The 22,019-nt window shown below is 71.1% G+C and carries 22 protein-coding genes; 15 read left to right on the top strand and 7 right to left on the bottom strand.

Annotated elements, in window-relative coordinates:
- The 5 genes from sucB to AAW14_RS34420 form a co-directional block, all read left to right on the top strand.
- Positions 1 to 1,032, top strand: a 1,032-nt coding sequence (gene sucB, locus AAW14_RS34440; protein WP_265568377.1) for a 2-oxoglutarate dehydrogenase, E2 component, dihydrolipoamide succinyltransferase, incomplete at its 5' end; no start/stop codon positions are given.
- 244 nt (positions 1,033 to 1,276) lie between these two features.
- Complete coding sequence (locus AAW14_RS34435; protein WP_265568376.1) at positions 1,277 to 1,900, top strand: GntR family transcriptional regulator; 624 nt, start codon at positions 1,277 to 1,279, stop codon at positions 1,898 to 1,900.
- 290 nt (positions 1,901 to 2,190) lie between these two features.
- Positions 2,191 to 4,893 carry a pyruvate dehydrogenase (acetyl-transferring), homodimeric type gene (gene aceE, locus AAW14_RS34430; protein ID WP_265568375.1) on the top strand — a complete coding sequence of 901 codons (2,703 nt, stop codon included), beginning with the start codon at positions 2,191 to 2,193 and terminating at the stop codon, positions 4,891 to 4,893.
- Positions 4,894 to 5,023: 130 nt separating this feature from the next.
- Positions 5,024 to 5,998 (top strand): helix-turn-helix transcriptional regulator, encoded by a 975-nt coding sequence (locus AAW14_RS34425; RefSeq protein WP_265568374.1) that lies wholly within the window; start codon positions 5,024 to 5,026, stop codon positions 5,996 to 5,998.
- Between the two features lie 56 nt (positions 5,999 to 6,054).
- The gene (locus AAW14_RS34420; RefSeq protein ID WP_265568379.1) at positions 6,055 to 6,573 is read left to right on the top strand and encodes a DUF4240 domain-containing protein; all 519 of its coding nucleotides are present in this window, start codon (positions 6,055 to 6,057) and stop codon (positions 6,571 to 6,573) included.
- A gap of 61 nt (positions 6,574 to 6,634) precedes the next feature.
- Here AAW14_RS34420 and AAW14_RS34415 read toward each other — a convergent pair whose 3' ends face one another.
- On the bottom strand, positions 6,635 to 6,859 hold the full coding sequence (locus AAW14_RS34415; RefSeq protein ID WP_265568373.1) for a hypothetical protein: 225 nt from the start codon (positions 6,857 to 6,859) through the stop codon (positions 6,635 to 6,637).
- Positions 6,860 to 6,947: 88 nt separating this feature from the next.
- A complete protein-coding gene (locus AAW14_RS34410) occupies positions 6,948 to 7,721 on the bottom strand; it encodes a peptidoglycan recognition protein (RefSeq protein WP_265568372.1) in 774 nt (257 codons plus the stop codon).
- 238 nt (positions 7,722 to 7,959) lie between these two features.
- On the opposite strand from AAW14_RS34410, the gene AAW14_RS34405 reads away from it, so the two are divergent.
- The gene (locus AAW14_RS34405) at positions 7,960 to 9,153 is read left to right on the top strand and encodes a MarP family serine protease (RefSeq protein ID WP_265568371.1); all 1,194 of its coding nucleotides are present in this window, start codon (positions 7,960 to 7,962) and stop codon (positions 9,151 to 9,153) included.
- Between the two features lie 3 nt (positions 9,154 to 9,156).
- Here AAW14_RS34405 and AAW14_RS34400 read toward each other — a convergent pair whose 3' ends face one another.
- Positions 9,157 to 9,645 (bottom strand): GNAT family N-acetyltransferase, encoded by a 489-nt coding sequence (locus tag AAW14_RS34400; protein ID WP_265568370.1) that lies wholly within the window; start codon positions 9,643 to 9,645, stop codon positions 9,157 to 9,159.
- 95 nt (positions 9,646 to 9,740) lie between these two features.
- Here AAW14_RS34400 and AAW14_RS34395 point away from each other — a divergent pair, with 95 nt between their 5' ends.
- On the top strand, positions 9,741 to 10,643 hold the full coding sequence (locus AAW14_RS34395; protein WP_265568369.1) for a TIGR01777 family oxidoreductase: 903 nt from the start codon (positions 9,741 to 9,743) through the stop codon (positions 10,641 to 10,643).
- A gap of 320 nt (positions 10,644 to 10,963) precedes the next feature.
- Positions 10,964 to 12,382 (top strand): FAD-dependent oxidoreductase, encoded by a 1,419-nt coding sequence (locus AAW14_RS34390; RefSeq protein WP_265568368.1) that lies wholly within the window; start codon positions 10,964 to 10,966, stop codon positions 12,380 to 12,382.
- 3 nt (positions 12,383 to 12,385) lie between these two features.
- Here AAW14_RS34390 and AAW14_RS34385 read toward each other — a convergent pair whose 3' ends face one another.
- A complete protein-coding gene (locus AAW14_RS34385; RefSeq protein WP_265568367.1) occupies positions 12,386 to 13,822 on the bottom strand; it encodes a regulator in 1,437 nt (478 codons plus the stop codon).
- Between the two features lie 242 nt (positions 13,823 to 14,064).
- Between AAW14_RS34385 and lipB the strand changes: the two genes are divergently transcribed.
- The 4 genes from lipB to AAW14_RS34365 all read left to right on the top strand — a co-directional run bounded on the left by lipB (position 14,065) and on the right by AAW14_RS34365 (position 17,199).
- Positions 14,065 to 14,862, top strand: a complete 798-nt coding sequence (gene lipB / locus AAW14_RS34380; protein ID WP_265568366.1) for a lipoyl(octanoyl) transferase LipB — start codon at positions 14,065 to 14,067, stop codon at positions 14,860 to 14,862.
- 106 nt (positions 14,863 to 14,968) lie between these two features.
- Positions 14,969 to 15,934, top strand: a complete 966-nt coding sequence (lipA, locus tag AAW14_RS34375; RefSeq protein WP_265568365.1) for a lipoyl synthase — start codon at positions 14,969 to 14,971, stop codon at positions 15,932 to 15,934.
- Positions 15,935 to 16,211: 277 nt separating this feature from the next.
- Positions 16,212 to 16,409, top strand: coding sequence for a hypothetical protein (locus tag AAW14_RS34370; protein ID WP_265568364.1), 198 nt, complete (start codon positions 16,212 to 16,214; stop codon positions 16,407 to 16,409).
- 91 nt (positions 16,410 to 16,500) lie between these two features.
- A complete protein-coding gene (locus AAW14_RS34365) occupies positions 16,501 to 17,199 on the top strand; it encodes a DUF4191 domain-containing protein (RefSeq protein ID WP_265568363.1) in 699 nt (232 codons plus the stop codon).
- Positions 17,200 to 17,479: 280 nt separating this feature from the next.
- Here the strand turns inward: AAW14_RS34365 and AAW14_RS34360 are convergent, their stop codons facing one another.
- Positions 17,480 to 17,947 (bottom strand): RDD family protein, encoded by a 468-nt coding sequence (locus AAW14_RS34360; RefSeq protein WP_265568362.1) that lies wholly within the window; start codon positions 17,945 to 17,947, stop codon positions 17,480 to 17,482.
- A gap of 198 nt (positions 17,948 to 18,145) precedes the next feature.
- On the opposite strand from AAW14_RS34360, the gene glnA reads away from it, so the two are divergent.
- Positions 18,146 to 19,555 (top strand): type I glutamate--ammonia ligase, encoded by a 1,410-nt coding sequence (gene glnA, locus AAW14_RS34355; RefSeq protein ID WP_265568361.1) that lies wholly within the window; start codon positions 18,146 to 18,148, stop codon positions 19,553 to 19,555.
- 63 nt (positions 19,556 to 19,618) lie between these two features.
- On the opposite strand, the gene AAW14_RS39555 is transcribed toward glnA, so the two are convergent.
- Complete coding sequence (locus AAW14_RS39555) at positions 19,619 to 19,879, bottom strand: tyrosine-type recombinase/integrase (RefSeq protein WP_322741151.1); 261 nt, start codon at positions 19,877 to 19,879, stop codon at positions 19,619 to 19,621.
- 248 nt (positions 19,880 to 20,127) lie between these two features.
- Here AAW14_RS39555 and AAW14_RS34345 point away from each other — a divergent pair, with 248 nt between their 5' ends.
- Positions 20,128 to 20,394 (top strand): hypothetical protein, encoded by a 267-nt coding sequence (locus AAW14_RS34345; RefSeq protein WP_265568360.1) that lies wholly within the window; start codon positions 20,128 to 20,130, stop codon positions 20,392 to 20,394.
- The gene (locus AAW14_RS34340) at positions 20,391 to 20,822 is read left to right on the top strand and encodes a hypothetical protein (RefSeq protein WP_265568359.1); all 432 of its coding nucleotides are present in this window, start codon (positions 20,391 to 20,393) and stop codon (positions 20,820 to 20,822) included. The genes AAW14_RS34345 and AAW14_RS34340 overlap by 4 nt, the downstream gene beginning before the upstream one ends.
- Before the next feature lie 459 nt (positions 20,823 to 21,281).
- Here the strand turns inward: AAW14_RS34340 and AAW14_RS34335 are convergent, their stop codons facing one another.
- Positions 21,282 to 22,016: a response regulator transcription factor gene (locus tag AAW14_RS34335; RefSeq protein WP_265568358.1), complete on the bottom strand. Its 735-nt coding sequence runs from the start codon at positions 22,014 to 22,016 to the stop codon at positions 21,282 to 21,284.
- Between the last annotated feature and the right edge of the window lie 3 nt (positions 22,017 to 22,019).

Here is a 22,019-nt window from a genome sequence, read left to right as displayed (position 1 = left end):
GCCGCCGCTCCGGCCCCGGCCGCCCCCGCGGCTCCGGCTCCCGCGCCGGCTCCGGTCGCCCCGGCCGCTCCCGCCGCCCAGCCGACCGACGAGGGCGCCTATGTGACCCCGCTGGTGCGCAAGCTCGCCGCCGAGAACGGCGTCGACCTGGCCACCGTCAGGGGCACCGGCGTCGGCGGCCGTATCCGCAAGCAGGACGTCATCGCCGCCGCCGAGGCCGCGAAGGCAGCCGCCGCCGCTCCGGCTCCGGCCGCCGCAGTGACTGCCGGGGGCCCTGCCGCCAGGAAGGCGCCGGTCCTGGAGGCCTCTCCGCTGCGTGGCCAGACCGTCAAGATGCCGCGGATCCGCAAGGTCATCGGCGACAACATGGTCAAGGCCCTGCACGAGCAGGCCCAGCTGTCCTCGGTGGTCGAGGTCGACGTGACCCGCCTGATGAAGCTGCGCGCCCGGGCCAAGGACGCGTTCGCGGCCCGAGAGGGCGTCAAGCTCTCCCCGATGCCGTTCTTCGTGAAGGCGGCGGCCCAGGCGCTGAAGGCCCACCCGGCCGTCAACGCCCGGATCAACGAGGCCGAGGGCACCATCACGTACTTCGACACGGAGAACATCGGCATCGCCGTGGACTCCGAGAAGGGCCTGATGACCCCGGTCATCAAGAACGCCGGTGACCTCAACCTCGCCGGCATCGCCAAGGCCACCGCCGACCTGGCGAGCAAGGTCCGGGCCAGCAAGATCACCCCGGACGAGCTGTCGGGCGCGACCTTCACTATCAGCAACACCGGTTCGCGCGGCGCGCTGTTCGACACGATCATCGTGCCGCCGGGTCAGGTCGCGATCCTGGGCATCGGCGCCACGGTCAAGCGCCCGGCCGTCATCGAGACGGAGGAGGGTACGGTCATCGGCGTCCGCGACATGACGTACCTGACGCTGTCGTACGACCACCGTCTGGTGGACGGCGCCGACGCGGCCCGCTACCTGACCGCGGTCAAGGCCATCCTGGAAGCCGGCGAGTTCGAGGTCGAGCTGGGCCTCTGAGTCACCGAGGGGCGGCCCGCTCCCGCGGCGCCCCCGTCCGGATCTTTCCGGACGGGGGCGCCGTTCGTTGTGTAAGCCTCGTCTCACCTGCATGAAAGCCCCGGCATGCGCCCTTCCCCCGTGGGCTCCCGGCCTTATTGTCTAAACGTCGAACGCCCCCGGGGTCCGCCCGTCGCCCGACCGCCACCCCCAGACGAGGCCCTTCGGGCCGCTGCATTGGATCGCCCCTCCCTAAGGAGCCCTCATGACCGCGCCCGTCGTCCACTCGCTGCGCGAACAGATCCGCGAGCACATCGTGGAGGGGATCGTCAGCGGGCGCTGGAAGCCGGGCGAGCGGATCGTGGAGCGCCGCATCGCCACGGAGCTGGAGGTCAGTCAGACGCCCGTCCGGGAGGCGCTGCGGGAGCTGGAGTCGCTGCGGCTGATCGAGTCGGCGCCCAACAAGGGCGTGCGGGTGCGCAATCTGACCGCGGCCGATCTGGAGGAGTCCTACCCCGTACGGGCCGGTCTGGAGGCCATCGCGGCGGAGCTGGCGGCGGAGCGCCTGGCCGAGGACTGCTCGGCCCTGGAGCCGCACGTGGCCGCGCTGTACGAGGCGGACCGCAGGTCGGACGGTACGGGGCAGGTGCGGCACACGGTGGGGTTCCACCGGGAGCTGGTGCGCGCGGCCGGGAACTCGGTGCTGCTCCACACGTGGGAGGGGCTGGGCATCGAGGTGTTCACGGCGTTGTCGATCCGGTGGCTGGGGACGGTGCAGCAGTCGTACGCGGAGGAGCACGAGGAGCTGGTCGCCGCGTTCCGGCGCCGGGACCCCCGGATCGCCGAGATCGTGAAGGCGCATGTCCTGGGGTGCGCGCCGAGGGCGTGAGGAGGGAACTCCCGCCCTCGAGCAGCAGAGCACACCCCCGCTCAAACGCCGCCTTCACCTGCGAAAACCCGGGAAATCGGCGGCACGGGGTGCCTCCACCAAAGGCACCCCGTGCCTACTTTCTCGTGATCAAGAGGTTTTGAGCCTCAACCCTTTGATCGATCATCGATCAGGGAGTTATTGTCGCCGACGGGCTTTCACCCGAGCCCCAGCCCTGTCCTGCCAAAGACCAAGGGCACCCCGGCCCTTACCGATGAGGGAACCCCCCTTCGACTGAGGAAGGCGGCGACATGACCGACCCCAGCGCCATCCAGCCGAGCGAGCTCGACCAGCTCCCGGACCGCGACCCCGAGGAGACCGCCGAATGGCAGGCCTCCCTGGACGCCGTCGCCAAGGCGGCCGGGCCGCACCGTGCCGCGTACCTGATGCGCCGCACGCTGGAGCACGCCGAGGGCGCAGGCATCGCGCTGCCGAAGCTCCTTGAGACGGACTACGTCAACACCATCCCGACCCCCGCCGAGCCGGCCGTGCCCGGTGACGAGGAGATGGAGCGCCGCATCACCGCGTGGAACCGCTGGAACGCGGCCGCGATGGTGACCCGCGGCAGCAAATACGGCGTCGGCGGCCACATCGCCACCTTCGCCTCCGCGGCCTGGCTGTACGAGACCGGCTTCAACCACTTCTTCAAGGGCAAGGAGGGTGATGGCTCCGGCGACCAGCTGTACATCCAGGGCCACGCCTCCCCCGGAATCTACGCCCGTGCCTTCCTCGACGGCCGGCTGAACGAGCACCACCTCGACAACTTCCGCCAGGAGGCGGGCGGCAACGGCCTGCCGTCGTACCCGCACCCGCGCCGTCTGCCCTGGCTGTGGGAGTTCCCCACCGTCTCCATGGGCCTCGGCCCGCTCTCCGCCATCTACCAGGCGCGCTTCAACCGCTATCTGACCAACCGCGGCATCAAGGACGTCTCCGACTCCCACGTGTGGGCGTTCCTGGGCGACGGCGAGATGGACGAGCCCGAGTCGACGGCGGCGCTCGCGCTGGCCGCGCGTGAGGAACTGGACAACCTCACCTTCGTCATCAACTGCAACCTGCAGCGCCTCGACGGCCCGGTCCGCGCCAACTTCAAGATCGTGCAGGAGCTGGAGGCCCAGTTCCGCGGCGCCGGCTGGAACGTCGTCAAGACGCTGTGGGGCACGGCCTGGGACGAGCTGTTCGCCCTCGACACCACGGGCGCGCTCGTACGCCGTCTGCGCGAGGTGCCGGACGCGCAGATCCAGACGTACCAGACCCGCGGCGTGGCCTACATCCGCGAGGACTTCTTCGGCAAGGACCCGGCGCTCGCCGAGATGGCGAAGCTGCTGAGCGACGACAAGATCCTCGAGTGCTTCCACCTCTCCCGCGGTGGTCACGAGGCGCGCAAGGTCTACGCCGCCTACAAGGCCGCCGTCGAGCACAAGGGCGCCCCGACCGTGATCCTGGCCCAGACGGTCAAGGGCCACACCCTCGGCCCGGGCTTCGCGTCGAAGAACGCCAACCACCAGATGAAGAAGCTGACGGCGGACGAGTTCAAGGCGATGCGCGACCTGCTCGAGCTGCCCATCCCGGACAGCGCGTTCGTCGACGGCGTGGTGCCCTACGGCCACCCGGGCGCCGACTCCCCCGAGGTCCGGTACCTCCAGGAGCGCCGCGCGACCCTCGGCGGTCCCGCCCCGGCCCGCCGTACGCACGCCCTGGCCCCGCTGCCGGCTCCGGCAGAGAAGGCGTTCGCGTCCTTCGACAAGGGCTCCGGCTCGCAGAACGTGGCCACCACCATGGCCTTCGTCCGCCTGGTCAAGGACCTGGTCCGCGACAAGGAGACGGGCAGGCGCTGGGTGCCGATCGTCCCGGACGAGGCCCGCACCTTCGGCATGGAGAGCCTGTTCCCCTCCCTCGGCATCTACTCGCCCAAGGGCCAGACGTACGAGCCGGTCGACCGCGACCAGCTGATGTACTACAAGGAGGCCAGGAACGGCCAGATCCTCAACGAGGGGATCACCGAGGCCGGTTCGATGGCCGACTTCATCGCCGCCTCCACGTCGTACGCGACACACGGCGAGGCGATGATCCCGTTCTACATCTTCTACTCGATGTTCGGCTGGCAGCGCACGGCCGACCAGATGTGGCAGCTCGGCGACCAGCTCGGCCGCGGCTTCCTCGTCGGCGCCACCGCCGGCCGTACGACGCTGACGGGCGAGGGCCTGCAGCACGCCGACGGCCACTCGCCCGTGATCGCGGCGACGAACCCCGCGGCACTGACGTACGACCCGGCGTTCGCGTACGAGATCGCGGTCATCGTGAAGGACGGTCTGCGCCGTATGTACGGCGAGGCGGCGCCGGGCGAGGACCCGAACGTCTTCTACTACCTCACCGTCTACAACGAGCCCCTGCCGCAGCCGGCCAAGCCGTCCGGTCTCGGCATCGACGAGGGCATCGTCAAGGGCCTGTACCGCTTCAACACGGCGGAGTCCGCGGGCCTCACCCCGGACGCCAACGCCCCGCGCATCCAGCTGCTGGGCTCCGGCACGGCGATCCACTGGGCGCTCACGGCGCAGAAGCTGCTCGCCGAGGAATGGGGCGTCGCGGCGGACGTGTGGTCGGCGACCTCGTGGAGCGAGCTGCGGCGCGACGCCATGGAGGCGGACGCGGCGCTGCTGCGCGGCGAGGAGCGGATCCCGTACATCCGTCAGGCGCTCCAGGGCGCCGAGGGCCCGGTGCTGGCGGTCTCCGACTACATGCGCCAGGTCCCGGACCAGATCGCGCAGTGGGTGGAGCAGGACTACTCCTCGCTGGGTGCCGACGGTTTCGGTCTGTCGGACACCCGTGAGGCGGCCCGCCGTCACTTCGGCGTCGACGCCCAGTCGATCGTCGTCGCGGCCCTGGCCCAGCTCGCCAGGCGCGGCGAGGTCCAGGCGACGGCCGTGAAGGAGGCCCGCGACCGGTACGGCCTGTAGACAGGTACGGCCTGTAGGACCGGCCATCGGGTGAAGGGGTACGGCGACCGCCGTACCCCTTCGCTGTCGCGGGAGAGCGCCCCCTGGGCGAACGAGCCATCAAGTCGGTGGGGCCCGGCATCATGAACGCATGCGTGCCGCCCGTCTCATCAAAATGGTGCTGCTGCTGCAGTCCCGGTCCTCGATGACCGCCGCCGAGCTGGCCCGGGAGCTGGAGGTGTCCGAGCGGACCGTCACCCGGGACGCGCAGGCGCTGTCGGAGGCGGGGGTCCCGGTGTACGCCGACCGGGGGCGGGCCGGGGGTTACCGGCTGATCGGCGGGTACCGCACACGGCTGACCGGGCTGGCCCGCAGCGAGGCCGAGGCTCTGTTCCTCAGCGGCGTGCCGGGGGCGCTGCGCGAGATGGGCCTTGAGGACGCGGCCTCCGCGGCCCGTCTGAAGGTGTCCGCCGCCCTCCTCCCCTCCCTGCGGGACGCGTCCCGTACGGCGGCCCAGCGGTTCCATCTGGACGCGCCCGACTGGTTCAGGGAGCCCGGGACGCCCGAACTGCTGTCGGCCGTCGTGGACGCGGTGTGGGACGACCGGCGCATATCGGCGCGCTACCGCCGCGGGGAGGCCGAGGTCGAGCGGGAACTCGAGCCCTATGGCCTGGTCCTCAAGGCTGGGGTCTGGTACCTGTGCGCGCGGATGGCGGGACAGGCGACCTTCCGGGTGTACCGCATCGACCGCTTCACGGCCGTTGCGGCCCGCGAGGATCGGTTCACGCGGGACGAGAAGTTCGAACTGCCCGCCTTCTGGGCGGAGCGGGCGGAGCAGTTCGCGCGGTCCATCCTGCGGGCGGAGGTCGTGGTGCGGCTGTCCGAGGACGGGGTGCGCAGGCTGCCGTACGCCCTCGATCCCGTCTCCGCCCGCCAGGCGCTGACGACCGCGGGCGCCCCGGACGAGCGCGGATGGGTGACGGTGACCGTGCCGGTGGAGTCCGAGGAGGTCGCGCACACGCAACTCACGGGGCTCGGGCCGGAGGTCGAAGTGCTGTCCCCGCGGGCGCTGCGCGCGCGGTTCGCGAGCGACGCGGCACGGCTCGCCGGGCTCTACGGCCCCTGACGGTCCGCCGCACTCCGCGTGCGGCCCGCCCGCCCAGGCCCGATGCTGGTCCCGTGATGGACGAGACGGAGTTCTGGGAGCTGGTGGACGAGAGCCGCGAGGCCGCCGAGGGCGACCCGGACGAGCAGGCCGACCAGCTCGTCGAGCGTCTGCTGCGGCTGGATCCGGAATCCGTCCTGGACTTCGCCCGGCACTTCGAGTCCCGGTACAACCGCGCCTACCGCTGGGACCTGTGGGGCGCCGCCTGGGTGCTGCTCGACGGGGCGAGCGACGACGCGTTCGACTTCTTCCGGTGCTGGCTGATCGGCCAGGGCCGGGAGACCTTCGAGGGCGCCGTGCACGATCCCGACTCGCTCGCCGACCTGCTGGAGGACTTCGACGAGGAGGTCGACGGGGACGGCGAGGAGCTCGGCTACGCGGCGGACGAGGCGTACGAGCAGCTCACCGGGACCGTGGCGCCCGACCTGGGCCTCCCGCCCGCGTCCTCCGATCCGGAGGGGACGCCGTTCGACCTGGAGAACAAGTCGGTGCTCGCCGAGCGCTACCCCCGGCTGTGGGATCGCTTCAAGGCCTGAGGTGGTGCACCCGCCGCCCCGGCGATCACGCCGTGCGGCGACGGGTGGAGTCGCAGGGCGGTCAGGCCGCCGCCCGACCGGCGCCGGGGACGAGGTGTCCCGGCGCGCGGTGGGGCTCGGCCGTGTGGTGCAGGGGTGCCCTGTTGGCCCGGTCCAGGGCTGACGCGGTGGCAGTGGCCGGGCCGAGGACGACCGTCGTGACGGCGCAGACCACCGTCCAGGGGCTGCGCACGGCCGCGGCCCAGGTGCGCGTCCTCGTCGTCTCCGTACGGCTGTCGTCGCTCATGATCCCCACCTCCGGTCGGCTACCACCACGACCGTAGGGCGCGGGGATCTGAGGACTCTTCGTAGGCCCTGTGACGTTTCTGTGGGCGTCATCGCCTGCCCTGCAGGTGCGCCGCCTTGGCCCGGATGTCCGGGAGGAGGGCGGTGAGGGCCGCGCCGGGGCAGTTCGTCATATAGCCGTCGTTGTGGCCCGCCAGGGTGGGCAGCAGGGCGGTGGTGCCCGCCTTGTAGCGGCTCAGTCCGTTGCTGGAGACGAGCCGGACCCTGGCGCGCGGGTCGATGTCCGCCAGGCCCAGCTTCCACGCGGCGAGCGCGGCGATCGCGTCGGTCATGGCCTTGGGCACGGTCGTGCCCTCCATGAAGGTGCCGATGGCGGCGATGCCCGAGGTGCGGTGGTTGAAGCCCTGGGTGTGGGCGCCGGTGACGGCGCGTTCGATGCCGCCCGCGCGGCCCTCGTAGATCGTGCCGCAGCGGTCGACGAGGAAGTTGTAGCCGATGTCGTCCCACCGGCGGTTGCCGATCTGGCCCGCGTACAGGGCCCGGATGATGCGCGGTACATCGGCGCAGTCGTACTGGTTGGGCGAGTCGGTGTGGTGCACGAAGACCGCGACGACCTTGTCGTCGTAGCGCGGGGGCGGCTGGCCCTTGGCTCCGTCGTCCTTCCAGGCGGTCCTCGGTACGATGTGCGGCTTCGGCGCCGCATGCAGGGCCGCGGACCGGCCTTCGACCGGCCGCGGGGGCCCCGGGGACCTGGAGGGCGGGACGACCGCCGTGCTCCCGACGGCGGAGGCACAGATCAGCAGCGCGAGGGCGGCGGCGAACTCGGGCAGGGCCCCGAGCAGCAGCAGGACGGCTCCGGGCATCGGTACCCGAGGCCATCGTCGTGCCCCCCTCGCTCTTCGGAAGACACGCATGGACCCACTGTCGGCCGGTTCTCCCGCATCCGCGATGTGTGGTGTGCCACCTGGTGGAACCAACGCCCCGGTCCGGGACGTTTCTACAGGTCGACGCGCGCGTGCCCGGTTCCGGGCGCCACCCGCGCGTGGCTGATCACTGGGCTCCCCCTGCGCGTACTAAGGGGTCCGAGAGAAAGGCGGCTCCGTGGACCTGCTCGACATCCTGCTGATGCTGGTGATCCTGGCCTACGCTGCGTCCGGCTACCGGCGCGGACTGGTGGCCGGGTGTGTCTCGCTGGCCGGCTTCGTGGGCGGTGCCGTCGTCGGCGTGTGGATCCTTCCGTGGGTGATGGAGCTGGTGACACGCGGGACCACCGGGGCGACGGTGACGGCGGTGCTCACGGTGCTGGTCCCGGCGGCGGTGGGGCACGAGCTGGCGGGGCGCCTCGCGCTGAGGCTGCGCCGCGAACTGGACCGTGCTGGTCGGGGTCCGCTGCGGGTGGCCGACGGGATCGGCGGGGCGGTCGCGAACACGGTGGCCGTGCTGATCGTGGCGTGGGTGGCCGCGAGCGTCCTTGGCGCGTCCTCGTCACCGCTGGTGACGGGGGCGATCCGGGACTCGCGGCTGCTGGGGACCGTGCAGAACGCGATGCCGGACACGACCCCGGCCTGGTTCTCGCGCGCCACGTCCGCGCTCGCCCAGGCGGGTTTCCCGCAGGTCTTCAACCCGTTCGAGAACGAACCCACCGCCGGGGTTGCCGAGCCCTCCGGGGACAGCGTCACGGAGAGCGCGACGAACGCCGCGAAACTCAGCACGGTGAAGATCGAGGGCGCCTCGGGCACCCAGGGCCGTGAGGGCAGCGGCTTCGTGTACGCGGCGCGGCACGTGATGACCAACGCGCACGTGGTGGCGGGCATCAACCACCCGTCCGTCCGGATCGGCGGAGTGGGTCCGTCGTACGCGGCGCGGGTGGTGCTCTTCGACCCCGACCGGGACGTGGCCGTTCTCTACGTGCCCGATCTGCGCGCGCCCGTGCTGCGCTTCGACGGGAGCGCGAAGCGCGGTGACGCGGCCGTGGTCGCGGGCTATCCGCAGGACGGCGACCTGACGCTGCGGGCCGCCACGGTCGCGAGCCGCGTCCGGGCCACCGGCCAGAACATCTACAGCTCGAACACCGTCACCCGGGAGATCTACTCGATACGGTCGACGGTCCTGCCCGGCAACTCCGGCGGCCCGCTGCTGACCACCGACGGCAGGATCTACGGGGTCGTCTTCGCCCGCTCCACCTCGGACCCGGAGACCGGATACGTTCTGACGGCGGACGAGGTCGCGGGCGACGCGCACCGCGCGGCGCGGTCCACGACGGCCGTGGACACCGGCGACCTCGTGACCTCCTGAGCCCTACAGCGATCGGCCCATGAACACGTCGTCGACGTACTCGCCCTCGATCAGGAACTCCTCGGGCAGGATCCCCTCCACCACGAACCCCTCGGACTCGTAGAGCTTGCGGGCCGGGGTGTTGTGCCCGAGGACCCGCAGGGTGAGGCGCCGCGCTCCGCGCCGCCGGGCCTCGTCCTGCGCGGCCCGCAGCAGCGCCCGGGCGACCCCGGCGCCGCGCGCCTCGTCGGCGACGACGAGCCCCTGGATCTGGCGGACGTGGGAGTTGCACGCCAGCGGCGTGGGGAAGGCCAGCCGGATGTAGCCGACGACCGTGCCGTCGAGTTCGGCGACGAGATGGTCCCGCGGCCCGAACCGCTCGTTGAAGAAGGGCTCGTACGGAGGCTGGGGGCGCGGCTGCACCGAGTGCAGCGGAGACCAGGTGACACGGTCGAGCCGGCCGAGCGTCTCCTCGTCGTCGAGCATGGCGTGACGTATGTACGGAACGGGCATGAGCGCCACTGTACGGCGGGTGTACGAGAACCCGTCCGGTGTTTTCCGGGGCCGCCGGGCAGGTCGGGCGGTGGCGCAGCGTGCAGGATGGGCGCATGGAACGTTCCCGAATCGCCGTGGCCGGTGCGTCCGGGCTCATCGGCGGCGCCTTGGTGCGGTCGTTGACCGCGGACGGGCACGAGGTGGTGCGCCTGGTGCGCCGTGCGGCCCGGAGCGAGGACGAGGTCCGCTGGGATCCCGAGGGGCAGTATGTCGATGCGGCCGGTCTGACCGGGTGCGTCGCCGTGGTGAACCTCGCCGGGGCCGGCATCGGCGACCACCGCTGGACGGACGAGTACAAGCGGACGCTGCGCGACAGCCGGGTGCTCGGTACGGCGGCGCTCGCGGAGGCCGTCGCCTCGCTGCCCGAGCCGCCGCGTGTCTTCGTGAGCGGCAGTGCGATCGGCTACTACGGCGAGACGGGGGAGCGCGCGGTCGACGAGGACGCGCCGCCCGGGGACGGCTTCCTGCCCTCGCTGTGCGTGGAGTGGGAGGAGGCCGCGGCCGCCGCGCAGGAGGCGGGCGTGCGGACGGTGTTCGCACGGACCGGGCTGGTGGTGGCCCGCGAGGGCGGGGCCTGGGGCCGGCTGTTTCCGCTGTTCCGGGCGGGGCTCGGCGGCCGGATGGGTGACGGGCGCCAGTACTGGTCGTTCATCGCGCTGCACGACGAGGTGGCGGCGATCCGCCATCTCATCGACGACGAGGCGGCCTCGGGCCCGTTCAATCTGACGGCCCCGCAGCCGCTGACGAACCGTGAGATCACCGCGGCAATGGGACGCGTACTGCACCGGCCCACCCTCTTCCCGGTACCGGCGGGGGCACTGCGGCTGGTGCTCGGCGAGATGGCGGGGGACGTTCTCGGCAGTGCGCGAGTGCTGCCGACGCGGCTGCTGGAGTCCGGGTTCTCCTTCGCGTTCCCGACGATCGACGAAGCGCTGCGGGCCGCACTCGAGGGGTAGTCGGGAGGCCGCGAGGCGCGGGTCCGGGGACGTGCGCGGCGGGCCGGAGGACATGACGCGGCGGGCCGGAGGATGTCGCCCGGGAGGACGGGAGGGGCGTGAAGCGCGGTCCGGGAGGGGCGTGGCGTGCGGGGCCGGGGGCGCGGCAGTGACAGGGATTCCCGGGTTCGACCATATGCGACCGCTGTGCGACCGTGCTCTGTTCATGCGCGACTTCATCTGCACCTTCACGGACCTACGCTCGATCCGAACTCGGGTATCCCTGAAGCCTGTTGGGGGCATGACGTCTCCACCGGCCGCACAACCTCGAGGAGGGGCACGTGCTAGAGCCCGTGTACCAGGCGGACGTCGTCATCGTGGGGGCCGGGGTCGCCGGCCTCGCCGCCGCCCACCGGCTGACCAGCGCAGGAGTTGCGACCGCGGTCCTGGAGGCCGCGCCCTATGTCGGCGGCCGTATGTCGACCGAGAAGGTCGACGGCTTCCGGCTCGACCGGATCGGACAGCTCCTTTTCACGTCGTATCCCGAACTGAGCCTGATCCCGGGGCTCGACGCGCTGGTGCTGCGCGCCTTCGAGCCGGGTGTCCTGGTGCACAGCAAGGGGCGGCACCATCGCGCGGGCGCTCCCCCGGCGGGAGGGGGCGCAGGGGGCGCACGGAGCGCGCTCAACGCCGTACGCGCCCTCGCCGCCGTTCCCCGTACGGCTTCCGCTCCCCGGCCGGTGCACGGAATGTCCGGGGTGCGTACCGCCCGGTCGAGGGCGGCCGGGGCGCGCCCGGCCGGAGCGCGGTCCGGCGCCCCGCTCGGCGGCGCCGTGGACCAGGCCCGGCTCGGCGCGGCGCTCGCCCGGATCGCCGCCACGCCCGTGGAACGGCTGCTGGCCCGGGCCGAGTTGCCCGCCGGGCGCGCGCTCACGGCCCGCGGGATCCCCGCCCGTACGGTCGAGGGATTTCTGCGTCCGCTGCTCGCCGCCCTGCTGTGCGACCCGGAACTGACCACGTCGAGCCGCTGCGCCGATCTCGCGCTGCGCTCCTTCGCCAGTGGCCGGCTGTGCCTGCCGGAGGGCGGGGCGGAGGTCCTGCCGGAACTGCTGGCGCGGGCGCTGCCGCCGGGCACGGTGCACACCGGGGTCCGCGCCACCTCGGTCGCCACGACCGCGGTGACCACCGCCGAGCACGGCGAGTTCCGCTGCCGTGCCGTCCTGGTGGCCGCCGACGCGCCCGCCGCGGCCGAGCTGCTACCGGGCCTGCGCGTGCCGGACTTCCATCCCGTGACCGTCGTCCACCACACCATGGACCTGCCGCCGTCGACCGGCGCGGCCCTGCTGCTCGACGCGGACCGCGACGGTCCGGTTGCGCACACGGCGGTCGTGAGCCTGGTGGACCCGTCCCGGGCGCCCGCGGGGCGCGCCCTGGTCTCGTCCACGGTCCTCGGGGCGCCCCCGGACGACGTCGACGCCACCGTACGGGCCCATCTGGCGCGCCTGTACGGGACGTCGACCAGGCGCTGGGAGACCCTCGCCGTGCATCACACCGCGCGGGCCGTCCCGGCGATGCGGCCGCCGCACGATCTGCGCCGGCCGGTGCGGCTGCTGGCCGGGCTGTATGTGTGCGGCGACCACCGCGACACGAGCACGGTCCAGGGCGCGCTGCACTCCGGGCACCGGGCCGCGTCGGCACTCCTGGCCGACCTGGGCGCGGGTCCTATGCATGTCGCGGAGCCGCTGCCCAGGGCCGCCTGAGGCTCACTGGTGCGCGGCGACCTTGTCGCGGTAGCCGCGCACCGCCGCGGCGTCCTTGTACGGCTCCAGGCGGCGCTCGAAGTCCCGTACGTACTCGACCGCCCGCACCGACCGCATCTCCGACGCCTGTCCGGCGGCCTCGGCCCCCAACTGGCAGGCCTGGTCCAGCTCGCCGAGGCCGAGCCGCGCCGAGGCGAGCACCACCCGGCAGAACAGCCGGCTGCGGGCATAGCCGGGTGCCCGCAGTTGCAGGGAGCGCTCGGCGTGCTGGACGGCGGCCCGGTACTGCTGCAGGTCCCGGTGGCAGTGCCCGAACTCGTCGGCGAGCTGCGCCTCGTCGAAGAACCGCGCCCAGTAGGGCACTTCGTCGCCGGGGCGGGCGGCCTCCAGGGCGCGCTCGGCCCGCACCAGCGAGGCCGTGCACGCCCGTACCTCGCCGAGCACACCGTGGCCGCGTGCCTCGACGGCGTGCAGCATCGCCTGGACGACGGGCGGTGCCGAGGTGCCGACGCCCTGCTGGGCCACGCGGGCCAGCTGCACGGCCTCGCGTCCGTGGCCCAGGTAGACGGCCTGCCGGCTCATCGTGACCAGGACGTACGCCCCGTACATCCGGTCCCCGGCCGCCTGTGCGAGCCGCAGCGCCTGGACGAAGTAGCGCTGGGCGAGGCCGTGCGCGCCGATGTCGTACGACGTCCAGCCGGCGAGCCGGGTCAGATCGGCGGCCGCCGCGAACAGGCGGCGGCCCGTCTGCTCGCCGTAGGTGCCGCGCAGCATCGGCTCGGCCTCGTGCTCCAGATAGCGCACGAGCGCCTGGCGGGCGTGGCCGCCGCCGTAGGCGTTGTCGAGGGCGCGGAACAGCTCGCCGACCGAGCGGAGCGCGGCGATGTCACCGGCGGAGACCTTCTGGCCGGGGCCCCGTTCGGACTGGCCGCGCTGGCGGGGTACCGCGGGGCGGCCCTGGGCGGGGATGCGGGCGGGTGTCTCGCCGTGGCTCACCCTGTCGTCGGCCCGGCCGATCAGCCAGTCCCGGCTGGGCACGACGAGCCCGGCCGGAGTGAACGCGATCTTGCGCAGCTCGGCATGGCTGCCGGAGTCCTTGCGCCACAGGCCGCTGACGATGTCGACGGCCTCCTCCGGGGTCGCGGCGAACTCCAGGCCCGCGTACACCGGGGCGCAGGCGTCGAGGCCGAGGTCCTGTGCGGTGAGCCGACGCCCGAGCCGCCGTGTGAACACCTCGGCGATGAGCGCGGGCGTGGTGCCGCGCGGCTGCTGTCCGCGCAGCCATCGCGTCACGGATGTCTTGTCGTATCTGAGGTCGAGCCCGTGTTCGAGGCCTAGCTGGTCGACGCGACGGGCGAGACCTGCGTTGGAGAACCCCGCTTCTGCGATGAGCGCGGCGAGCTGTCGGTTGGGGGTGCGCTGCGCGGGTCGTTCCGTCATCTGCGGTGCGGTCTCCGTATCGCCTGTGAGCAGCCTTAACGGCCTTGTGAACGGCGTGAATGTAGCGGAGAGTGAGCAGACGATCGCACACTTCCGCGTCCATTCATCCGATCGTGTGAGGATTGGCCGGTCGGGCTGACGAAAGCCGTGGGCGGCCACCCGAGGGCACCGGCGCGTCGGCTGGACGTACAGTGGCGTGGGCGTCTTTCACGCCTTACGAAGCTTCTAGGGAGGCGCTTGCCGTGAGTGAGTTGCGGTTCGTCCGTATGGGGTTCGGGGCACAGGCCGTCCAGTACCAGGAGGCCTGGGACGAGCAGCGCCGGGTGCACGCCGCCCGCTTCGCCGACGAGATCCCCGACACCTGCCTGCTGGTCGAGCACCCACCGGTCTACACGGCGGGCCGGCGCACGGCGGACGACGAGCGACCCCTGGACGGCACGCCGGTGATCGACGTGGACCGCGGCGGCAAGATCACCTGGCACGGCCCGGGCCAGCTGGTCGGCTACCCGATCCAGAAGCTCCCGCGCCCGGTCGACGTCGTCGCCCACGTCCGCCGCCTCGAGGACGCCCTCATCCGCACCTGCGCAGAGTTCGGCCTGGAGACCACCCGGGTGGAGGGCCGCAGCGGCGTCTGGGTCCTCGGCGACCCGATGGACCGGCGCCCCTCCCTCGGCGGCCTCTCCCTGGACTTCGACCCACGCCTGCACGACGAGGAGTTCGATCCGCGGCTCAACGGCCCGGAGTACGCGCCCTCCAACGCCGGCCAGCGCCGGGAGGACCGCAAGATCGCGGCGATCGGCATCCGCGTCGCCAAGGGCGTCACGATGCACGGCTTCGCGCTCAACGTGAATCCGGACAACGCCTGGTTCGACCGGATCATCCCGTGCGGGATCCGGGACGCGGGCGTGACGTCCCTGGCGAACGAGCTGGGACGGGACATGACGATCGACGAGGTGCTGCCGGTGGCGGAGCGGCACCTGAAGGACGTACTGGAGAACGCGGAGCTGAAGCCGCGGGTCGTCGAGCGGGTGTCGGCGTAGCCGGGGGAATGCGCCCCCGCCTCCGAAGGTTGCCCACCCACAGGGCCGGAGTCTGCCCGGGCGTACCCTGGTGTACGCCGAAGAATCGAAGCTACAGGGAGCCGATGTGTCCGCAGTCGCACCCGACGGACGCAAGATGCTGCGCCTGGAGGTCCGCAACAGCCAGACCCCCATCGAGCGCAAGCCCGAGTGGATCAAGACCCGGGCGAAAATGGGTCCCGAGTACACCAAGATGCAGAACCTCGTGAAGAGCGAGGGCCTGCACACGGTCTGCCAGGAAGCCGGCTGCCCGAACATCTACGAGTGCTGGGAGGACCGCGAGGCCACCTTCCTCATCGGCGGCGACCAGTGCACCCGGCGCTGCGACTTCTGCCAGATCGACACCGGCAAGCCCGAGGCGCTCGACCGCGACGAGCCGCGCCGTGTGGGCGAGTCCGTGGTCACCATGGACCTGAACTACGCCACCATCACCGGTGTCGCCCGGGACGACCTCGAGGACGGCGGCGCCTGGCTGTACGCCGAGACGGTCCGGCAGATCCACCAGCAGACCGCCGGCCGTGCGGGCGGCCACACCAAGGTCGAGCTGCTCGCGCCCGACTTCAATGCGGTCCCCGAACAGCTCGAAGAGGTTTTCTCCGCCCGGCCCGAGGTCTTCGCGCACAACGTGGAGACGGTCCCGCGGATCTTCAAGCGCATCCGTCCCGGCTTCCGCTACGAGCGTTCCCTCAAGGTCATCACCGCCGCCCGCGACTTCGGCCTGGTGACGAAGTCGAACCTCATCCTCGGCATGGGCGAGACCCGCGAGGAGGTCGGCGAGGCGCTGAAGCAGCTGCACGACGCCGGCTGCGAGCTGGTCACCATCACGCAGTACCTGCGCCCGAGCGTCCGCCACCACCCCGTGGAGCGCTGGGTGAAGCCCCAGGAGTTCGTGGAGCTGAAGGAGGAGGCCGAGCAGATCGGCTTCTCGGGCGTCATGTCCGGCCCTCTCGTGCGCTCCTCCTACCGCGCCGGGCGGCTGTACCGGATGGCCGTCGAGAAGCGGGATTCCTACATCGCCTCGCAGGCGGTCTGAGCTGATCGCATCCAGGGAGTTGGCACTGCGTGCCAGTTCCCGTGTGTGAATCCGCACACAAGCAACTACCCCCCGGTAGTGGCCGATTGACGCGGCCCCGACCGTCCCCCCAGCTAGCGGGGACGTCAGGGCCGCGTCAGGCTTTTCGCACTCCGTATCAAGGCTTCATTGGCGTTTGACCGGTCGGTCACGCCCTGGTAACACCAAACAGTGACCCTGGTCTTACGCCCCGTGCAGTCCTGACCCGCAGCCGCCGATCCGAGGGGGGACCTCCACCATGCAGGCCGCGCCCGTTCGCGCCACCGCGATCCCGTCGTTCACCGAAGCACTCCGTGCCATTGAATCGCTGCTCATGAGCAGCGGCCAGCGAACCGCCCGCCGCAACGCCTGGACCTCCGTCCTGGAGGACCGCCGCCGCGCCAAGGACCGCGTCGAGGCGCAGCGCGTCCTCGAGGCCGTGGCGTCGCGCTCGTAACCACCGCTCGCACTCCCCGGAGCGCCCCCACCGCTCCCCCTCCCGGCACTGCCGTCGTCCGCCGCTCCCCGGGCCACGTAGACTTCGTGGCATGGCGAGGAAGGAAACCGCAGCGGATGCTGCGAACACCGGGCGACTGAAGCAGATCGCCCTGACCTACAAGATGACCAGCAAGGCCGACCCCAAGATCGGTCTTGTACTCGCGGCTGTCGGCATCATCACCTTCGGTGTCCTCCTCGCGATCGGTTTCTTGCTCGGTCACCCCATTTATCTCGGCATTCTGGGCCTCCTGCTCGCCTTCCTCGCGATGGCGATCGTTTTCGGACGCCGGGCCGAGCGAGCCGCCTTCGGGCAGATGGAGGGCCAGCCGGGCGCCGCCGCGGCGGTCCTGGACAACATCGGACGTGGCTGGACCACCACCCCGGCGGTCGCGATGAACCGCAGCCAGGACGTGGTGCACCGCGCGGTCGGCAAGGCCGGCATCGTGCTGGTCGCCGAGGGCAACCCGAACCGGGTCAAGAGCCTGCTGGCCGCCGAGAAGAAGAAGATGGCCCGCATCGTCGCGGACGTACCGGTGCACGACGTGGTCGTCGGCACGGGCGAGGGTCAGGTCGAGCTGAAGAAGCTCCGTACGACGATGCTGAAGCTCCCCCGGGTGCTGACCGGCCCCCAGGTCACCGCGACCAACGACCGGCTGCGGGCGTTGGGCGACCTGATGACCAACATGCCGCTGCCGAAGGGTCCGCTGCCCAAGGGGATGCGGATGCCCAAGGGCGGGCGCATGCGGTGACACTGCCGCTGGGCTGAGCCGACGTTTCGGGGCCCGGGGAACCTTGGCGGTTCTCCGGGCCCCGGTGCGTTTCCCGGGGTACGGTGCGTTGCCCGGGGTGCGGTGCGTTTCCCGGGGGCGCCCTGCGTTTCCTGGGGTGCGTTTCCTGCGGCGCGTTTTCCTGCGGGGCGGTGTGGCTCGCGGTGCGGGGTGGCTCGGTGCGGAAACGTGGTTCGCCGCGCGCCGTCCGTGGCTGGTCGCGCCGTTCCCCGCGCCCCTGGGAGCGCGGCCGAGGGCGCCCTCAGAGCCTGATCTCGACGGTCCCGGCCATGCGGTCGTGCAGGCCCCGGCCGTCCCGGTCCCAGATCAGCGGCGGGATGGCGAGAAACAGCAGAACCGTGCGGAGCAGGGTGCGCAGCGGGTTGACGCGGCCTGTGCCCAGGGCCACCACCCGCAGGCCGAAGAGCCGCTTGCCCGGGGTGAACCCGATGGTGCCGACGGTCAGAACGGTCAGCGCGAAGAGGACGAGCGGTGCCCAGACCTGGGCCGCCTGGTTGTAGCTGTCCGCGATCAGACCGTATGCGATCAAGAGGCACAGGCCCCAGTCGACGGCGAGGGCGCCGAGGCGCCGACCCGGGCGGGCGATGGAGCCCGGTCCCTCCTGCGGCAGACCGAGCTGCTCTCCCCGGTATCCGAACTCCGCTCCGGCTTCTTCCATCGCCGCGCGGGGACCGGAGAGCCACGATCCGATTGCTTGCCTGTTTTCCACCCGTCCACGGTACTGCGCACCGCAGGACCGCCCCGGAGGTGGGGTCACGACGACATGGGGCGGTTAACCTGGGAGAAACAAACGGGTCACGCCCGAGAAATCCTCCGTCCCTAAGGTCGGCTGCAGCGTGTGCCACCGCACTGGCCGCACGAACGAACTACCACCCCGGCACGGACGGTCGGGAGTAGGAGGAGCTGGATGTTCCAGAACGCCGACGAGGCCAAGAAGTTCATCGCGGACGAGGACGTCAAGTTCATCGACGTCCGTTTCTGCGACCTGCCGGGCGTGATGCAGCACTTCACGGTGCCGGTTGAGGCGTTCGACCCGGACGACGAGCTCGCCTTCGACGGATCCTCGATCCGTGGCTTCCAGGCCATTCACGAGTCCGACATGGCGCTGCGCGCGGACCTGTCGACCGCCCGGGTCGACCCCTTCCGCCGCGACAAGACGCTGAACATCAACTTCTTCATCCACGACCCGATCACGGGCGAGCAGTACTCCCGTGACCCGCGCAACGTGGCGAAGAAGGCCGAGGCCTACCTGGCCTCCACCGGGATCGCCGACACCGCGTACTTCGGTCCCGAGGCCGAGTTCTACGTCTTCGACAGCGTCCGCTTCGCGACCAGCGCGAACGAGTCCTTCTACCACATCGACTCCGAGGCCGGCGCCTGGAACACCGGCGCCCTCGAGGACAACCGTGGCTACAAGGTCCGCTACAAGGGCGGCTACTTCCCGGTTCCGCCGGTCGACCACTTCGCCGACCTGCGCGCCGAGATCTCCCTGGAGCTGGAGAAGGCGGGTCTGAAGGTCGAGCGCCAGCACCACGAGGTGGGCACCGCCGGCCAGGCCGAGATCAACTACAAGTTCAACACGCTGCTCGCCGCGGCCGACGACCTCCAGCTCTTCAAGTACATCGTGAAGAACGTCGCCTGGCGCAACGGCAAGACCGCGACCTTCATGCCGAAGCCGATCTTCGGCGACAACGGTTCGGGCATGCACGTCCACCAGTCGCTGTGGAGCAACGGCGACCCGCTGTTCTACGACGAGGCCGGCTACGCGGGCCTGTCGGACACCGCCCGCTACTACATCGGCGGCATCCTCCGGCACGCCCCGTCGCTGCTGGCCTTCACCAACCCGACCGTGAACTCGTACCACCGCCTGGTGCCGGGCTTCGAGGCGCCGGTCAACCTGGTGTACTCGCAGCGCAACCGCTCCGCGGCCATGCGCATCCCGATCACGGGTTCGAACCCGAAGGCCAAGCGCGTCGAGTTCCGTGCCCCGGACTCGTCCGGCAACCCGTACCTGGCCTTCTCGGCCCTGCTCCTCGCGGGTCTGGACGGCATCAAGAACAAGATCGAGCCGGCCGAGCCGATCGACAAGGACCTCTACGAGCTGGCTCCCGAGGAGCACGCGGGCGTCCCGCAGGTCCCGACCTCGCTCCCGGCGGTCCTCGACTCCCTCGAGCGCGACCACGAGTTCCTGCTCCAGGGTGACGTGTTCACGGCCGACCTGATCGAGACCTGGATCGACTTCAAGCGCACCAACGAGATCGCCCCGCTGCAGCTGCGTCCGCACCCGCACGAGTTCGAGCTCTACTTCGACGTGTGATATCGCCCCAGGTCAGAGCGGTAACCGCTCCCCTGGGCATCTGCGGGCCGTCGGCCGGCTCTCCTACGCTGGGAGAGTCGGCCGTCGGCTTTTCGGCTCCGGCTTTCGGGGCCGGCTCAGGCTGCGTCGTCCTGTCGCTCCTGGAACGCCTGGTCGATGGCCTTGCGGGCTCGATCCCGGCCGTTCGTCAACAGGTGCGTGTAGGTGCGTGTAGGTGCGTAGCGTGAAGCCGGGGTCCGCGTGCCCGAGGTACTCGGCCAGGGCCCTCACGTTCTCCCCCGCGTCCAGCACGACCGACGCGTAGTAGTGCCTCAGGGCGTGCATGCCGTGCTCGCGCGACTGCCTGAACCGCTCCCCCCGGCGACCGCTCGGGGATCACGCCGGCTGAGACCAGGGCGGGCTTCCGTTGAAGTGGGCGAGGCTCTGCCTCCCTGCGAGTGGTGGCCGCACCTAACCCGTACACAGGTGCGGCCACCGCCGCGACACCCCGTCTGATCCCTTCGGGCGTATCCGCTTCCCGGCCTTTGTGCCTGATTAGCCGTGTGATCGGCGGTCCGGGCAGGATTGCAGGTATGGGTGACTGGGTGTACGAGTTTGCGGGCTGTCCCGAGACAGGGGACTTCCAACAGATCGCGAGCGAGGGCGAGCCGGGCGAGGTCGTCTTCCACGGACGCCCGGGCAGCCCTGGCATCGTGTACGGGTACGTGCGAGACAGCATCGACCACACGATGATGGTCGCCCGCTACCGTTGGGTGGCCAGCGGAGACCCGACCACAGTGGCTCCAGCGGTGCTACAGGTGTCCGCAGAACTTCCACCGACACCCGGCAGCAGCCAGTGAGTACCGACAGCGGCCCGAACGCCGGCGACGAGGAAGAGGCTCAGGCGGACCTGTGCGACCTCTGCGGAACGCTGGTCTTGGACGGCACACAGTGGAATGCGCTGGTGCGGGATTCGTCAGCCATCCATGCGATTGACCCGAAGTACGACGGGAAGCGCCTGGTGGTCAGCTGTTCGCGTGAACACCTGGCGGCAGTCGTCGAACAGTACGAACGCCGACCGTTCCTGTATGCCGAGCTGTGGGCCGGGAAGATCACCCGGGTCTTGCGGCAACATCCCAACGGGATCAGCCCGGAAGATCTGGCGAGGGAGACCGGACTGAATTCCGATGAGATCAAGCACGCACTGACGTGGCGGAACATCGAGGTCCAGCGCTGGCAGCAGCAGCGTGGCCAGTACTGGACCGGCGAACCGAAGGGCGGACAGTAGGTCCTCCCGGGCCCGCGTCGGCGACGGTGTCCGCTCCGTGACGCCAATGTAGACGTCGTCGCCGGTGTCCTTGATACGGGTCTTCGGGCGGGTCGGGGTCCCGCCGAGCCGGGCTGGCCTTCCGTAGCGTTCGCCCCACTCGTCCGTGACCAGCCCGACCAACTCCTGGGGTGCCTGACGTGCGATTTCCCCCAGGGCAGCAAGCATGGGCCTCGGTGACCATTTCAAGGCGCGTCAGGTCCCGGACAGCGCTCAAGATGCGTGTGGCGTCGGTCCGTTGAACTGGAGGACCGACACCGTCGCCGGCTGGGCCGGAGAGCCCCGGCTTGCCGTCCCGCGGGTACCACTCGACGAAGTCCTCGTCCCGCCAAAGCCCGTCGAGGTGGTGCTGACTCCGCACCTTGCGGGGCGTCGACACCCTTGTTCCTGCCGCCCCACGCTGCGCCTTTCCCTCGACGTCTAGGGGCGGTCTTCCAGGCGGTAGCCGTGTCCTCGGAGGGTGGTGATGCGGGGTAGTCGGCAGGGACGGTCGGTTGCTTCGCCGGCTGCGGCGAGGCGATGGCGCAGGCTGGCCATGGTGACGTCGAGGGTCTTGGTGGGGCCGAACCAGTTCTCGTCCCAGACCTCGGCCATGAGGGTTTCGCGGGATACGGCTTCGCCGAGGTGCCGGCCGAGGAGCGCGAGGAGTTCGAACTCCTTGGGGCGCAGCTGTACCTCTTGGCCGTGGAGGGTGCAGCGCCGCGCTGTGGTGTCGACCGTGAGGTCGCCGAGGCGGAGTACTTCCTGGGGGTGCGAGGTGGGGCTGTGGCGGCGCAGGTGGGCGCGCAGGCGGGCCAGCAGGACGGTGAGGCTGAAGGGTTTGACGAGGTAGTCGTCGGCTCCGGCGTCCAGGCCGGCGATCACGTCGATGTCGTCGGTGCGGGCGGTGAGGATGATGATGAGCAGGTCGGGGCAGCGGGTGCGCAGGGTGCGGGCCACGTCGAGGCCGTCCATGTCGGGCAGGCCGAGGTCCAGGAGGAGGGCGTCGTAGGGGGTGCGGGCGGCTTCGGCCAGGCCGCTCGCGCCGGTGCGGCTCCAGGTCGGCGCGTAGCCGTTGCTGTGCAGACCGGTTTCCAGGTGGCGGCCGATGGTGTCGTCGTCTTCGATGACGAGGACGCGGAGGCGGCTGCGGTCTGGTGCGGCGGGCGTGCGCATGGT

Origin of the sequence: Streptomyces hygroscopicus (assembly GCF_026168105.1) — a bacterium.
Classification (GTDB): Bacteria; Actinomycetota; Actinomycetes; order Streptomycetales; family Streptomycetaceae; genus Streptomyces; species Streptomyces hygroscopicus_D.
This window is presented reverse-complemented; position numbering and strand designations above follow the sequence as displayed.